Raw genomic sequence first — 14359 nt, forward strand, 5'->3', positions numbered from 1 at the left:
GGGGTGGTGGTTGGGGTCGGGGACTGTGCTCTTGGTCGCATCGGCGCAGGTGGCGGGCGCCTGCGGCAGACGAACGCTCAGTTCTCGAAAGCTTTGAGGATGCGTTCCGCCGCCAGCGTCGGTGTCAACTCGCCCTCCCTGACCTGGCGTTCCAGGTCCGGTGACTGGGCGCGTACGGCGGGATGGGACCGCAGTCGCCCCAGAAGCTCGTCGCGGACCATCGACCAGGTCCAGTCGACCTGCTGGGCCCGGCGCTTGTCGGCCAGGCGGCCCGTGGACTCCAGGAGCATGCGGTGCTGCTCCAGGCGGTCCCAGACCGCGTCGAGGCCCGTCGACTCACGCGCACTGCAGCTCAGGACCGGGGGAGTCCACGCCGCGTCGGCCGGGTGCATCAGACGCAGCGCACCCGCCAGCTCACGCGCCGCCGCCTTCGCGTCGCGCTCGTGCGGGCCGTCCGCCTTGTTGACGGCGAGGACGTCCGCCAGCTCGAGGACGCCCTTCTTGATGCCCTGCAACTGGTCACCGGTACGGGCCAGGGAGAGCAGGAGGAAGGAGTCGACCATGTTCGCGACCGCCGTCTCCGACTGCCCGACGCCGACGGTCTCGACGAGCACCACGTCGTAACCGGCCGCCTCCATCACGACCATGGACTCCCGAGTGGCCTTCGCGACCCCGCCGAGCGTGCCGGCCGAAGGCGAGGGGCGGACGAAGGCCGCGGGGTCGACCGAAAGCCGTTCCATGCGGGTCTTGTCGCCGAGGATCGAGCCGCCCGTACGGGTCGACGAGGGGTCCACGGCGAGCACCGCGACCCGGTGCCCGAGCCCCGTCAGCATCGTCCCGAACGCGTCGATGAACGTGGACTTGCCGACCCCGGGCACCCCGCTGATCCCGATCCGCCGCGCCTTGCCGCTGTGCGGAAGCAGCTCGGTCAGGAGTTCCTGGGCGAGCGCACGGTGCTGGGGACGGGTGGACTCGACGAGCGTGATCGCGCGCGCGACGAACGCCCGCTTCCCGTCGAGCACACCCTTGACGTACGCATCCAGATCGATCCTCGGCATGAACTGACCGTGCCTCCGCCTGATCTCAGTCGTGCTATTCGTGCCCGAGCGCTACGGAAAGCCGCTCCACCAGGTCGTACGCCGCGTCCGGAATGACCGTCCCCGGCGGGAAGACCGCGGCGGCGCCCATCTCGAGCAGCGTCGGCACATCCTGCGGCGGGATGACTCCACCCACCACGATCATGATGTCCTCGCGGCCCTCCTCGGCCAGCGCCTCGCGCAGCGCCGGTACGAGCGTGAGGTGTCCGGCGGCCAGCGACGAGACGCCGACGATGTGCACGTCCGCCTCGACGGCCTGGCGCGCGACCTCGGCCGGCGTCTGGAACAGCGGGCCGACATCCACGTCGAAGCCCAGGTCGGCGAAGGCGGTGGCGATCACCTTCTGGCCGCGGTCGTGGCCGTCCTGGCCCATCTTGGCGACCAGGATGCGCGGCCGCCGGCCCTCGGCCTCGTCGAACGTGTCGACCAGGGCGCGGGTGCGGTCCACGTTCGGCGCCTCGCCTGCTTCGTTGCGGTACACGCCGGAGATCGTACGGATCTGGCCCGCGTGCCGCCCGTACACCTTCTCCAGTGCGTCGGAGATCTCGCCCACGGTCGCCTTGGCGCGGGCCGCGTTCACGGCCAGTTCCAGGAGGTTGCCCGTGCCTGCTGCGGCCTGGGTCAGCGCTTCCAAAGAGGACTGGCAGGCCTGCTCGTCGCGTTCGGCGCGCAGCCGGCGCAGCTTCTCGATCTGCTGGGTGCGCACCGAGGAGTTGTCGACCTTGAGCACGTCGATCTTCTCGTCGGTGGCGACGCGGTACTTGTTCACCCCGATGACGGGCTGGCGTCCCGAGTCGATACGGGCCTGGGTGCGCGCGGCCGCTTCCTCGACGCGCAGCTTCGGAATGCCCGCGTCGATCGCCTGCGCCATACCGCCGGCCGCCTCGACCTCCTGGATGTGCTGCCAGGCACGGCGCGCGAGGTCGTACGTCAGCTTCTCGACGTACGCGCTGCCGCCCCACGGGTCGATCGTCCGCGTCGTCCCCGACTCCTGCTGGAGCAGGAGCTGGGTGTTGCGGGCGATCCGCGCCGAGAAGTCGGTCGGCAGGGCCAGCGCCTCGTCCAGCGCGTTCGTGTGCAGCGACTGGGTGTGGCCCTGGGTCGCCGCCATCGCCTCCACGCACGTCCGCGTCACGTTGTTGAACACGTCCTGCGCGGTCAGCGACCAGCCGCTCGTCTGCGAATGGGTGCGCAGGGAGAGGGACTTGGCGTTCTGCGGGTCGAACTGCTTCACCAGCTTCGCCCAGAGCAGGCGCGCGGCCCGCAGCTTGGCGACCTCCATGAAGAAGTTCATGCCGATCGCCCAGAAGAAGCTCAGACGGGGCGCGAACGCGTCCACGTCGAGCCCGGCCTCCTGCCCGGCCCGCAGGTACTCGACACCGTCCGCAAGGGTGTACGCCAGCTCCAAGTCGGCCGTCGCGCCCGCCTCTTGGATGTGATAGCCGGAGATGGAGATCGAGTTGTAGCGCGGCATCCGCTGCGAGGTGTACGCGAAGATGTCGGAGATGATCCGCATCGACGGCTTCGGCGGATAGATATAGGTGTTGCGGACCATGAACTCTTTGAGGATGTCGTTCTGAATGGTCCCCGCGAGCTTCTCGGGCGGTACGCCCTGTTCCTCGGCCGCCACAATGTAGAGCGCGAGGATCGGAAGCACCGCGCCGTTCATCGTCATCGAGACGGTCATCTTGTCCAGCGGGATGCCGTCGAAGAGCTGGCGCATGTCGAGGATCGAGTCGATCGCGACGCCCGCCATGCCGACATCACCGGTCACGCGCGGGTGATCACTGTCGTAACCGCGGTGCGTGGGCAGGTCGAAGGCGACGGAGAGGCCCTTCTGGCCGGCCGCGAGATTGCGGCGGTAGAAGGCGTTGGACTCCTCGGCCGTGGAGAACCCCGCGTACTGCCGGATCGTCCAGGGCTGGTTGACGTACATCGTCGGGTACGGGCCGCGCAGATACGGCGCCATGCCGGGGTGCGTGCCGAGGAAGTCGAGGCCTTCCAGGTCCTCGCCCGTATACAGCGGCTTGACCGCGATGCCCTCCGGGGTCTCCCAGAGGAGCTCGCCGTCGTCCTTGCCCGTGGACTCCTCGACGGCCCTTCGCCATGCGTCCGTCGAAGACGTGGGCGTCGGGCTCCCGAGGTCGATCCCGGAGAAGTCGGGGATTCCCATCAGGACACTCCCAGGCGGTCGAGGGTGGAGGTGAGGACGTCCACGGCGTTGCAGCCGGCGAAGACGTACGAGTCGACGCCTTCGTACGAGGCGGGCTTCCCGGCGAGGAACACGTACTCGGCGCCGGACGCCCTGAGTTCCGCGGCGGTCGCGGCGGCCTGCTCCTCGTACACGCCGTCGCTGGAGCAGAGGCAGACGATCCGCGCGCCCGAGGACGCGAACTCCCCGGTGACCGGCTCGATGCCGCCCGCCTGGAAGAGGTTCGCGGCGAAGGTCGCGCGGGCGGTGTGCGCGGCGGCCGGGCCGAGCGTCGCGAGAAAGACCTTCGGACGCTCGCCCTTGACCCGCAGATACGCGTCCGAGCGGGCGCGCAGATCCTCGTACGCCTCGTCGCGGCTGACCCGCGGAAGGCCCCCGGCCGGTGCGGCGGGCGCCGCCTCGCGCTCGACGGGCTTCTCGGCCAGGTGCGGGAACTCGCTGACGCCCGTGATGGGTTCCTTGCGGGTCGCGAGCTTCTTGCTGCGTACGGACCAGGTCTCGGCGATGCGCTCCCGGAGCATTCCCGAGCGCAGGGCCGCCGCCTGGCCGCCCGCGCGCTCGATCTCCTGGAAGAACTCCCAGCCCGCGCGGGCGAGTTGACCGGTGAGCTGCTCGACGTACCAGGAGCCGCCCGCCGGGTCGATCACCCGCGCGAGATGCGACTCCTCGAGCAGGATCGTCGACGTGTTGCGGGCGATACGGCGCGCGAAGGCGTCCGGCAGACCGAGCGCGTGGTCGAAGGGCAGTACGGTCACCGACTCGGCGCCGCCGACGCCCGCGGCCAGGGTCGCGACCGTCGTACGGAGCATGTTCACCCACGGGTCGCGGCGGCTCATCATCACCGACGAGGTCACCGCGTGCTGCCGCTGCGCACCCTCGGTGCCGCAGACCTCGGCGACCCGGGCCCAAAGGCGCCGGGCGGCACGGAACTTGGCGATTGTCAGGAACTGGTCGGCACTCGCCGCGTAACGGAACTCCAGCTGTCCGACGGCCTGTTCGGCGGTGAGGCCCGCCTCCGTCAGCTCCCGCAGATACGCCACCGCGGTCGCCATCGAGGCGCCCAGCTCCTGCCCGGCCGAGGCGCCGGCCTCGTGGTAGGGCAGGGCGTCGACGGTGAGGGCCCGCAGGTGCGGGAACTGTCCTTGAGCTGCGTACTCGGCGACCGGCGCGAAGTCCTGCGCCCGGCCGGTGCGCGCCTCGTACCCGAGCGGATCGCCGCCCAGGTTGCCCCGTACGTCGTCCGCGGGAGTGCCGCGCTCGGTGTGCAGGCGCACCAACTCGGCCGCGGCTCCGGCGAATTGCGCACCGGAGTCGAGCGCGATGGGCGCGAGGTCGAGATACACCCCGTCGAGCGCCCGCGCGAGACCCTCGACGGGCAGCCCGCCTTCGCCGACCGTCAGCCACAGCGAGGTGACACCGTTCTCCAGGTCACCGAGCAGGGCTTCGTTCGCTCGTACGGGATCGGGATGGCTGTGCCGCTGCCGTACGTCCCAGCCGCCGGCGGCGTTGCCCTCGGGGCGGGCGCCCCGCAGGTAGGGAGCGAACCCGGGCAGGCCGGGCTCGGCGTCGGCGGAGGTGTACAGAGGCCGGGTGGTGAGCCCGTCCTCGAGCTTGGTGGAGAGGGCGTCCTCGGCGGCGTCGCCCGAGACTTCCTTGCCCGACTTGCGCAGTACGCCTTCCACGAGGCGCTGCCACTGCTCATGGGTCGCATCAGGGAACTCGGCGGCCAGGGAGAGCCCGTCGTCAGGCAGGACCGTCATGCTCGGATGTTAGCGGTGGTTAGCAAAGGAGCAGCAGGGGGCAGGGCTGTGACCTTGCCCTCTCCTGGCGGGGGTTGATCCTTCGCGCGTTCTGGACTACTGGCAGGTAACCGGTGTGATCACGGTCGTGCGCGGCGCCTGGCGCGGGCCGCCGCCCGGCTGCGTGCCGCGGTTCCGGGCGGCACCCGGCGATGGCGCAGCCAGGCCGGACGCGGTACGGGCATGGGGTCGATCGGGCCGCCCTTGCGGTGCTCCAGACGGATGCCGTGGAAGACGAGCCGGGTCAGACCGAACGCGATGAGGGCCTCCGCCCAGTAGAAGGCGCCGTAATCGAGCATCGAACCGTTCGGCGGCGACCCGGGCGCGGCTCCCCGCAACCCCACCAGGGCGAACAGGCTCGCGGCCATCCAGCCGAGCGCCGGCCACACCAGGCCGCGCCGCTGCCGTACGACCAGACCGCAGGCGACCACGACCGAGAGGCCGATGGCCCAGAACGCCCCGGCCATGAACCACGCCATCAGGAACGTGCTGCGCGAGCGCCGCACCTGGCTGTCGACCTCGGCCACGCCGAAGGCGTAGCGGGCGGCCTGGGAGTGCAGCGTGAAGTCGGGGTCCTGGTCCCGCAGCCGCAGCGTGAGCGGGACCTGCTCGCCGCCCAAGGTGGCGCGCAGGACCAGCGAGGTGCCGTAGCGGTCGAAGGGATAGTCGGAGGAGGTGCCCTCGCGCAGCGCAAGGGTCAGATCGCGGACGCGCGAGAGGCTGTGCGCCGTGAAGGTCAGATGCTCCTGGCCCGGCGAGTTGCTGATCAGGGTGAGATCCGCCCGGGGCCCGCCCGCCGCGTCCGCGTACACACCGCGCGGGTCCGCCGTGATCCGTACCGCGAGCGTGCGCGCATCGGGGTCGGTGCGGTGGACGGTCGCGCCCACGTCGATACGGTCGGGGGCTTCGGCGGCGCCCACCGTCAGGGCCCGGGTCCGTACGGACCGCTCCTGCAGGTACATGGCGACCCCGAGCGCGAACATCACGCACAGCGCCGCCGCGCCGATCCGCAGCCGCCGCCAGGGCAGCTCGCCCGCCGCCCGCCGCGCGAGCCGGTAGCGCCGGCGCAGGGCGCTCACCGGCTGGAGGGGATCGACCGCGGCGGGCATACCTCCGATCCTCGGGCGAGGGCCGCAGCCGCGCCACGTGAGCACCCCGCCGGGCGCGCCCCGCCGGGCCCGGCCGAGCGCGCCCTAGCCGAGCTCGTACTCGAACCAGATCCGGTGCGTGCCGTCCTCGTCGACCGCGATGCCGCCGGTCCCGGTGATCCCCGCCAGCTCCCCGGCGCTGCTCGCCGGGACGATGACGAAGTACTCGCCGAGCCGCGAGACATCGCCCGTCGTGGTGGCCGCATGCGCGAAGTTGAAGGTGCCGGAGCGGCCGCCGACCGCGCCCTCGAAGGACTCCATCGCCACATAGGTGCCGATGCCCTTGGCCTGGTCGTACGCGGCGGTGAACAGCGTGGTCGAGCGGCCGGTGATCTCACCCTCGAAATGCTTCTCGATCGTGGCCACCCCCACCGGCACGGCCGTGGTCACCTCCTGCGGCACGGCCACCCCGGCGGGCACGAAGGACTTCACGCTGAACGTTCCCGAAGCTCTCATGCGGCCGATGCTAGGGGCGGGCACTGACAAAAGCGGCCGGGGGCGGACAGGCGGCGTCCGCCCCCGGCCGGGGCCGGCTCAGGGCATCGACAGCAGGGCGCTGGTGGCGACGCGGCGGTCCTGGAGCGGTCTGAGAGCCAGACGTACCAGGGCCAGTGCGTTGTCGTCGCCGGCGATGCGGTTCGAGCTGAGCCGGGCGCACGTCAGACATTGATGGATGAGCATCCATTCGCCGTCCGTCCGTACGGTCAGGCCCAGCGGCTCCATCCGTCCCCGGCAGTCCGCGGCGCGGTCGCCGGGGATGCGGTGGTCGACATGGAGGCTGGTCAGACAGTTCGGGCAATGGTTGCGGTGCGCGGTGCCGGGCGCGACGAGGGAGACGTCGAGCCGGCAGCCCACACACCGGAAGTCATGGGCCCGATGGCGCCCCGCTGTGTGCAGGACGTCCTTGTGGCGCTGCGGCCGGCCGCGCTGCGTGCGGTCGGTGCGCCGGGTGCGGCGTGGCATGGCTGGTCCTCCGAGATCCTCCGGTGAGCGCTACGGGCGTTCAGAGCGTGCCGAACGCTTCGAGCGGGAACGGAGGATCGGCCAGCGGCCGCACGGCCATCCGCATCAGGATGAGCTGGTTGTCGTCCCCGCAGACGGGGTTCGAGGTGAGCTCACCGCAGCGGACGCAGCGGTGGACGAGCGTCCAGTCGCCGGTGCGCAGGACCGCGATGGCGATGGGGCTCATCCGCGAGCCGCACGCGGAGGGACCGCCCTCGACCTGGTCGAGGACATGCCGGGAGTGCAGACAGGACGGGCAGTGGTTGCGCCGCGTCCTGTCGGCGGCCTGGGCCGATACGGTCAGGCCGCACCGTACGCAGGCGAAGGTGTCGACGCCGAAGGCGCCGGTGGTGTGGTGCTGGTGTGCGAGGTGATCGCTGGACACCCGGGTGCTCCTTGCTGAGGAATGTGCGAGGACAGCAAGAGCAGGCCGAGCGGCCTCGGAGCATGGTGGACGGTGACGCGTACTGCGGGCAGTTACGCGGCGTCGCGAGGCGCGCTCGGCGCAAGGCGGGTCATCAAGACACCTCTTCCATGACAAGGGGCGAACGGAGTTGCTCGCGGACCAAGCCAACCTCGGCCCACGGGGACTCGTCCACCGATTTTCCGCGGTACGTCATTGAGGACGGCAGCTGTCCGCGTCCCTCGCTAACGTGCTGGACATGACGGCAGCGAAGAAGGCCCAAGGCCCGGTCCTCACCACGCGCGCGCTCAACCGCGCCACGCTGGAACGGCAGTTGCTGCTGCGGCGGCACACCATGAAGCCCGCGGACGCGGTCGCGCATCTGCTGGGTCTGCAGGCGCAGAACGTCAAGCCGCCCTATTACGCGCTGGCCGCGCGCCTCGACGGCTTCGAGCCGGAGGAGTTCTCGGCGCTGATGGCCTCCCGTGAGCTCGTACGGATCGTCACGATGCGCTCCACGATCCACACCCACACCGCGGACGACGCGCTCGCCCTGCGCGGCCTGGTGCAGCCCGCGCGCACCCGTGAGCTGAACATGTTCCGCAAGGGTCTGGCCGGTGTCGACCTCGATCAACTCGTCGTACGCGCGAAGGAGCTGGTGGAGGAGCGGCCGCGCACCCTCAAGGAGATCCGTGAGGCGCTCCTGGAGCGCTGGCCGGACGCCGACCCGCAGGCGCTGGGCATCGCGGCCCGCTGTTCGCTGCCGCTGGTGCAGGTCACGCCACGCGGGCTGTGGCGGCAGAGCGGCCAGGTCTCCCTGACGACGCTCACGCACTGGCTGGGCAGGGACGACGGGCAGGAAGCGGTGCCGGACGAGACGGTGCTGCGCTATCTCGCCGCGTTCGGCCCCGCGTCCGTCAAGGACTTCCAGACCTGGGCGGGTCTGACCCGTATGCGCGAGGTCTTCGAGCGGCTGCGCCCCGGCCTGCTGACCTTCCGCGACGAGCACGGCGTCGAGCTCTTCGACCTCCCGGACGCACCCCGCCCGGACGCGGACACGCCCGCGCCGGCCCGGCTGCTCCCCGAGTTCGACAACCTGCTGCTCTCGCACGCCGACCGCACCCGGGTCGTACCGCCCGAGTACAAGGGCCGTACCTGGCTGGGCAACTTCGCCTGGAGCGTCTTCCTGGTCGACGGCTTCCTCGCGGGCGTATGGAAGCTGGCGGAGGACAAGGAGTCGTCGACGATCACCTTCGAAACCTTCGGCAAGCTCACCAAGGCACAACGGACCGAACTCGACGCGGAGGCGGTGCGGTTGCTCGAAGGGCCGCTGGGGACGGGGCTGCCGTACGACATCCGGTACGAGAAGGTGGTGGGCGCCTAGCAGGGGCGGGCGCTCACTCCGCCCGCCCCGTCGCCGCCACCGTCACCCCGAGTCCGATCATCGCGAAGCCGCCCGCGCCGCCGATCATCGACAGGCGGCGGTCGGAGCGGGCGAACCAGCCGCGGGCGGCGGAGGCGGTCAGGCCCCAGGCCGTGTCGGTGACGAGGCCGATGCAGATCGGTACGAGGCCGAGGATCAGCATCTGGCCCGGCAGACCGCCCGCGGAGTGGTCCACGAACTGCGGCAGCACGGCGGCGAAGAAGACGATCCCCTTCGGGTTGGTCACTCCCACGATCACACCGTCGAGCACGGTCCGCAGATCCCCGCGCCGCGCCCCGCCCTCACCCGGGCCCCGCATCGCCGAGGCCTTCATCTCCTTGCGGTGCCGGTACGCCTGCACCCCCAGGTACATCAGATACGCGGCGCCCGCGAGCTTCACCGTAACGAACACCGTGACCGAGCGCTCCACGAGCGTGCCGACACCCAACGCGACCGCGACGACCAGGAGATACGAGCCGACGACATTGCCGAGCACGGTCGCGAGCGCGGTGCGGCGGCCGTGCGCCAGCGCCCGTCCGATCACGAACAGCACGCTCGGCCCCGGGATCACGATCACCAGCAACGACATCGCGGCGAACGCGAGCAGACGGTCCATGGACACCATGTCCTCACCCCCGCCGCGATGCTAGGTGACGTGCGGACGCGAATGTCAGGGCCTGACCGAAGGGTCTTACGGACCGGACGCGCCCGGCTCCGGCACAGAGCCCGGCTCCGGCACAGAGCCGGGCCTCACGGCAGCAACCCCGCCCGCCGCGCCGCCACCACCGCCTCCCACCGCGAATGCGCCCCCAGCTTGCGCATCGCCGAGCGCAGATAGCCCTTGACGGTCTCCGCCCCGAGCCCCAGACGCTCGGCCGCCGCCGCGTTGGTCGCGCCGAGCGCGACACAGGCGAGCACATCCACCTCGCGCGGCGCCAGGCGCACTTCGGGCGACGGGCGTACGGCGGGTTCGGACGCGGCCGCCAACGTGCCATAGGCCTCGGTGAGTTCGGCGCGCAGCCGCGGGTCCTCGATCCTGGGCGCGAGCGCACGCAGCGCACTGTGCGCCTCCCGCACCCGTTCCCAGGCGTCCGCTCCGACGGCGGGTTCGCGCGCCGCCACCAGGAGGTCATGGGCCTCGTCCCGTACGACCAGGGCCTGTTCCACATCCCGGGCCGCCGCGACCGCCGCCGTCAGGATCCGCTCACCGAGCGGCTGCGGTGAGCGCAGCGCCCCGTACAGGACGCCGCGCACCTTGCGGCGGACGATCACCGGCACCGCGAGCACCGAGCGCAGCCCTTCGGCGGCGACCAAGGCGTCGTACTCGTGGCTGATGTGCCGCGCCTCCTGATAGTCGACCACCGCGCAGGGCCGGGACAGCGCGACGGCCTTGCCGCCGAGGCCCGAACCCGTGCTGACCGCCACGCCTTTGAGGGCGCCCGAGACCGTGCCGCTCACCTCGTCGATACGCAGCCGACCGCGCTGCCGCGAGGGCCCGGGCGGCGATCCGAGCCGGTCGTAGACCAGCCCGCCGAGCGCCACCGGAAGCCCGGTGTCCCGGCGCAGCCGCACCAGCGCGGAGCGCAGCTCGTACGCCTCGGCTCCCCGTCCCTCGTACCCCGTCACTGCTGCCCGCCTTCCGTGCTCGCCCCGTGGAGGCCCGGTTCCGTCCCTGCTGAGGGGGTGGTTTTACCGAGGCTCCTGAGCACAGGATGCTACGTAGGGATGGGCCGAATGCACCGGATACCGGATCACAGGAGACACATCATGCGGACACCGATGACCGTCGCGGACTTTCTCCACCGGGCGGAGGCGGGCTTCGCGAGCAGTCCCGGTGTGATCGACGAGCCGGACCAGCCGGCGCCCGTCGTACCGGAGTCGACCTACGGTCGCCTGGGGGAGCGGGTGCGCGCCTGGCAGGCGGGCTTCGACGCGCTCGGGATAGGCGAGGGCGAGCGGATCGCCGTCGTCAGCCACAACTCCGCACGCATGCTGGAGCTGCTGTTCGCGGTCCCGATGAGCGGGCGGATCTGCGTGCCGGTCAACTTCCGCCTGAAGCCGGAGGAGACCGAGTACATCGTGCGGCAGAGCGGTGCGTCGGCGGTCCTCGTCGACCCGGAGCTCGATGACGCGCTGTCGTCGGTGAAGGCACGGCACCGTTTCGTCCTCGGCGAGCAGACCGAGAGCGGGCTGATGCGCTTCGGCGTCGAGCCACGGCCCTGGTCACGGCCGGACGAGGACGCGACCGCCACCATCAACTACACCTCGGGAACCACCGCACGCCCCAAGGGAGTTCAGCTCACCCACCGCAACATCTGGGTCAACGGCCTCACCTTCGGCCTGCACACCCGCGCCTGGGAGCGGGACGTCTACCTGCACACTCTGCCGATGTTCCACTGCAACGGCTGGGGCATGCCGTTCGTGATGGCCGGACTCGGCGCCAAGCAGGTCGTGCTGCGCAAGGTCGACGGCACCGAGATCCTGCGCCGGGTCGCACAGCACGGCGTGACGCTGATGTGCGGGGCGCCCGCCGTGTGGAACGCGGTGCTCGGCGCGGCGGCCGACTGGCAGGGCGAGATCCCGGGCCGCGACAAGGTGCGGCTCGTCTGCGCGGGCGCACCGCCGCCCAGCCGCACCATCCAGCGCGTCGAGGAGGAACTGGGCTGGGAGTTCACCCAGATCTATGGCCTCACCGAGACCTCCCCGCTGCTCACCTTCAACCGCACCCGGCCCGAGGACGACGCCCTGCCGGCCGAGGAACGCGCCCGCAAGCTGTCCCGCGCGGGCCTTCCCGCTCTGGGCGTACGCCTCCAGGTCGCCGATTCCGGCGAGGTGCTCGCCCGGTCGAACGTGGTCCTCGACGGCTACTGGGACAAGCCCGAGGAGACCGAGGCGGCCCTGGAGGGCGGCTGGTTCCACACGGGCGACGGCGGAGTGATCGACGAGAGCGACGGCCATCTGACCATCTCCGACCGCAAGAAGGACGTCATCATCACGGGCGGCGAGAACGTCTCGTCGATCGAGGTCGAGGACACCCTCTTCGGCCACCCCGCGGTCGCCGAGGTCGCGGTGATCGGCGTACCGCACCAGAAGTGGGGCGAGACCATCAAGGCCCTCGTCGTCCTGGAGGAGGGCGCGACGGCCACGGAGGCCGAGCTGATCGCCCACTGCAAGGAGCGGATCGCGGGCTACAAGGCGCCGACCTCGGTGGAGCTGAGGGAGTCGATTCCGCGTACGGCCACGGGCAAGATCCAGAAGTTCAAGCTGCGGGAACCGTACTGGGAAGGGCGCTCGCGCCGGATCAACTGATCGTCCGCTCCGGGCTTCGACCTGGCCCGACCGGGCACACCTGAACGAATGGGCGCTCTCCTCGCACTGGCCTCCGCCGTCCTCTACGGTCTCGTCGACTTCGCCGGCGGCATCCTGTCACGCCGTATCCCCTTCGCGGCGGTCACGCTGCTCGGGCAGCTCGGCGGTCTGGTGTTCGCCGTCGCGGCCGCCCTGGTGGTGCCCGCGACGTCCGTGTCCCAGGGCGACCTGTGGTGGGGCGGGCTCTCCGGTGTGGGCAGCGCGGCCGCCATGTGGTTCCTCAACCGCGGACTGAGCCGGGGCGACATGAGCGTGGTGGTCCCGGTGAGCGCCGTGACCTCGGTGGTCCTGTCCGTACTCGCCGGTGTCGTGGTCCTGCACGACCGCCCGTCCCCGCTGGCCTGGGCGGGCATCGCGGTCACGGCGCCCGCCCTGTGGCTGGTCTCCGGCGGCTCCCGGCAGGCGGCCCCCGGCCGGGGTGTCACGGACGGACTGCTGGCGAGCGCGGGCGTCGCGGTGCAGTACCTGGCCCTTGCGCAGGCGGACGCGTCGAGCGGTCTGTGGGCGGTGACCGCGGGCCGGCTCGTCGCCGTCGTGGTGCTCCTTCCCACGGCGGTACGCCGGCTCCGCGTGCCGGTGGTGCAGGGCGTCCAGGCCTTCGTGATCGGCGCGGGAGCCGCCCTTGGCCTGAGCCTGTACCTGCTGGCCACACAGCAGCAGATGCTCGCGGTGGCCGTGGTGCTCGCCTCGCTCTACCCGGCGATCCCCGTGATCCTGGGGCTCGCGGTCCTGCACGAGCGCGTCGACCGCCGTCAGATGCTCGGGCTGTGGGGAGCGCTGGCGGCGACGGTGCTGCTCGCACTGGGATGAGGCCGGCCCCGGCGTCACACCTCCAGCAACTGCCCCGCAGCGGCAGCCGCCCCCACAAGACCGGCCTCGGTTCCCAGAGCCGCCGCCGTGATCTCCAGATGGCCGACGAAGGACAGGGCGGCGTAGGTCTTCAAGTGCCGTCGCAGCGGGCCGAACAACAGGTCTCCCGCCGCGGCCACCCCGCCGCCGATCACGCAGATGTCGATCTCGACGAGCGTGGCCGTGCCCGCGATTCCCGCGGCGAGCGCCTTGCCCGCGCGGTCGAAGGCCGCGAGCGCGGCCGGGTCGCCGGCGCGGGCCGCCTCGGCCGCGGCGGCCGCGTCGGCGAGCCCCGCGTGCCGCGCGATCGACGTACCGGACGCGATGATCTCGACGCAGCCGCGGCTGCCGCAGGGACAGAGCTCACCGTCGAGTTCGACGCTGATGTGGCCGATGTGCCCGGCGTTCCCGGTCGGTCCGGGGTGCAGCCGGCCGTCGAGCACCAGACCGCCGCCGACGCCCGTGGAGACCACCATGCACAGGGCGTTGCGATGGCCGCGGGCGGCGCCCAGCCAGTGCTCGGCGGCGGTCATCGCGACCCCGTCGCCGACGAGCACGGTGGGCACCGGTGCACCGTGCCGTGCGAGCGCCTTCTCGGTCCGCTCGACGACCGGATAACCGCGCCAGGCCCCGATGTTGACCGGACTCACGGTGCCGCGCGAGGCGTCGATCGGCCCCGCGCTGCCGATCCCGCACCGCCGCACACCGGCCCACTCGGGGGCCTGCGCGAGTTCGCCGACGACCTCTTCGAGCGCGGCCATCACCCCGTCGCCGTCGGTCCCGCGCGGAGTGGCACGACGCGCGCTGACAAGCAACTTCCCGTCGCCCCGCACCAACGCCCCCGCGATCTTCGTCCCCCCGATGTCCAGGGCAAGCGTGATCCCGGGGCCCGCGCTGTCGGGGGCCGGGAGCGGGAGGAGATCGAGGGTGGTCACGGGTGGTGCTCCTGTTCTGGTGAGCGAATTCAGCCCCTGCGGCGCTTGAGGCGATCTTTCAGCCCCTGCGGCGCTTGAGCAGATCCGAACGAAGTTCGGATGCAGGGGGCCCGGGGGCGAAG

At 71.5% G+C, this 14359-nt stretch carries 13 protein-coding genes; 3 read left to right on the forward strand and 10 right to left on the reverse strand.

Annotated features, from left to right (window positions below):
- Window positions 1–77: 77 nt before the first annotated feature.
- The 7 genes from meaB to G6045_RS41725 all read right to left on the reverse strand — a co-directional run bounded on the left by meaB (window position 78) and on the right by G6045_RS41725 (window position 7643).
- Entirely contained in the window at window positions 78–1058 is a 981-nt protein-coding gene (meaB, locus tag G6045_RS32980; protein ID WP_165335852.1) for a methylmalonyl Co-A mutase-associated GTPase MeaB, read from the reverse strand.
- 34 nt (window positions 1059–1092) lie between these two features.
- Complete coding sequence (gene scpA, locus G6045_RS32985; RefSeq protein ID WP_165335853.1) at window positions 1093–3270, reverse strand: methylmalonyl-CoA mutase; 2178 nt, start codon at window positions 3268–3270, stop codon at window positions 1093–1095.
- On the reverse strand, window positions 3270–5069 hold the full coding sequence (locus G6045_RS32990; RefSeq protein ID WP_165335854.1) for a methylmalonyl-CoA mutase family protein: 1800 nt from the start codon (window positions 5067–5069) through the stop codon (window positions 3270–3272). Before G6045_RS32990 ends, scpA begins: the two co-directional genes overlap by 1 nt.
- Before the next feature lie 119 nt (window positions 5070–5188).
- On the reverse strand, window positions 5189–6217 hold the full coding sequence (locus G6045_RS32995; protein ID WP_165335855.1) for a DUF4436 family protein: 1029 nt from the start codon (window positions 6215–6217) through the stop codon (window positions 5189–5191).
- A gap of 84 nt (window positions 6218–6301) precedes the next feature.
- A complete protein-coding gene (locus tag G6045_RS33000) occupies window positions 6302–6712 on the reverse strand; it encodes a DUF3224 domain-containing protein (protein WP_165335856.1) in 411 nt (136 codons plus the stop codon).
- 78 nt (window positions 6713–6790) lie between these two features.
- Window positions 6791–7219, reverse strand: a complete 429-nt coding sequence (locus G6045_RS33005; RefSeq protein WP_165335857.1) for an RNHCP domain-containing protein — start codon at window positions 7217–7219, stop codon at window positions 6791–6793.
- A gap of 40 nt (window positions 7220–7259) precedes the next feature.
- Window positions 7260–7643, reverse strand: a complete 384-nt coding sequence (locus tag G6045_RS41725) for an RNHCP domain-containing protein (RefSeq protein ID WP_165335858.1) — start codon at window positions 7641–7643, stop codon at window positions 7260–7262.
- Between the two features lie 277 nt (window positions 7644–7920).
- Here G6045_RS41725 and G6045_RS33015 point away from each other — a divergent pair, with 277 nt between their 5' ends.
- Entirely contained in the window at window positions 7921–9045 is a 1125-nt protein-coding gene (locus G6045_RS33015; RefSeq protein WP_165335859.1) for a winged helix DNA-binding domain-containing protein, read from the forward strand.
- Between the two features lie 13 nt (window positions 9046–9058).
- Here the strand turns inward: G6045_RS33015 and G6045_RS33020 are convergent, their stop codons facing one another.
- Window positions 9059–9709: a LysE family translocator gene (locus G6045_RS33020; RefSeq protein WP_165335860.1), complete on the reverse strand. Its 651-nt coding sequence runs from the start codon at window positions 9707–9709 to the stop codon at window positions 9059–9061.
- A gap of 125 nt (window positions 9710–9834) precedes the next feature.
- Window positions 9835–10710, reverse strand: a complete 876-nt coding sequence (locus G6045_RS33025) for a helix-turn-helix transcriptional regulator (protein WP_165335861.1) — start codon at window positions 10708–10710, stop codon at window positions 9835–9837.
- A 141-nt stretch (window positions 10711–10851) separates the two neighbouring features.
- On the opposite strand from G6045_RS33025, the gene G6045_RS33030 reads away from it, so the two are divergent.
- Window positions 10852–12393: an AMP-binding protein gene (locus tag G6045_RS33030; protein WP_165335862.1), complete on the forward strand. Its 1542-nt coding sequence runs from the start codon at window positions 10852–10854 to the stop codon at window positions 12391–12393.
- A gap of 48 nt (window positions 12394–12441) precedes the next feature.
- Window positions 12442–13263, forward strand: a complete 822-nt coding sequence (locus G6045_RS42025; protein ID WP_165335863.1) for an EamA family transporter — start codon at window positions 12442–12444, stop codon at window positions 13261–13263.
- Window positions 13264–13277: 14 nt separating this feature from the next.
- Here the strand turns inward: G6045_RS42025 and G6045_RS33040 are convergent, their stop codons facing one another.
- Window positions 13278–14237: an ROK family protein gene (locus G6045_RS33040; protein ID WP_408056389.1), complete on the reverse strand. Its 960-nt coding sequence runs from the start codon at window positions 14235–14237 to the stop codon at window positions 13278–13280.
- Window positions 14238–14359: the final 122 nt, after the last annotated feature.

Source organism: Streptomyces mesophilus (assembly GCF_011044995.1).
Taxonomy (GTDB): Bacteria; Actinomycetota; Actinomycetes; order Streptomycetales; family Streptomycetaceae; genus Streptomyces; species Streptomyces mesophilus.

Coding starts and splice junctions, on each gene's coding strand:
- G6045_RS32990 (WP_165335854.1), bottom strand. CDS start 5,069: ATGACGGTCCTGCCTGACGACGGGCTCTCCCTGGCCGCCGAGTTCCCT.
- G6045_RS33015 (WP_165335859.1), top strand. CDS start 7,921: ATGACGGCAGCGAAGAAGGCCCAAGGCCCGGTCCTCACCACGCGCGCG.
- G6045_RS33005 (WP_165335857.1), bottom strand. CDS start 7,219: ATGCCACGCCGCACCCGGCGCACCGACCGCACGCAGCGCGGCCGGCCG.
- scpA (WP_165335853.1), bottom strand. CDS start 3,270: ATGGGAATCCCCGACTTCTCCGGGATCGACCTCGGGAGCCCGACGCCC.
- G6045_RS33030 (WP_165335862.1), top strand. CDS start 10,852: ATGCGGACACCGATGACCGTCGCGGACTTTCTCCACCGGGCGGAGGCG.
- G6045_RS32995 (WP_165335855.1), bottom strand. CDS start 6,217: ATGCCCGCCGCGGTCGATCCCCTCCAGCCGGTGAGCGCCCTGCGCCGG.
- G6045_RS42025 (WP_165335863.1), top strand. CDS start 12,442: ATGGGCGCTCTCCTCGCACTGGCCTCCGCCGTCCTCTACGGTCTCGTC.
- G6045_RS33020 (WP_165335860.1), bottom strand. CDS start 9,709: ATGGTGTCCATGGACCGTCTGCTCGCGTTCGCCGCGATGTCGTTGCTG.
- G6045_RS33000 (WP_165335856.1), bottom strand. CDS start 6,712: ATGAGAGCTTCGGGAACGTTCAGCGTGAAGTCCTTCGTGCCCGCCGGG.
- meaB (WP_165335852.1), bottom strand. CDS start 1,058: ATGCCGAGGATCGATCTGGATGCGTACGTCAAGGGTGTGCTCGACGGG.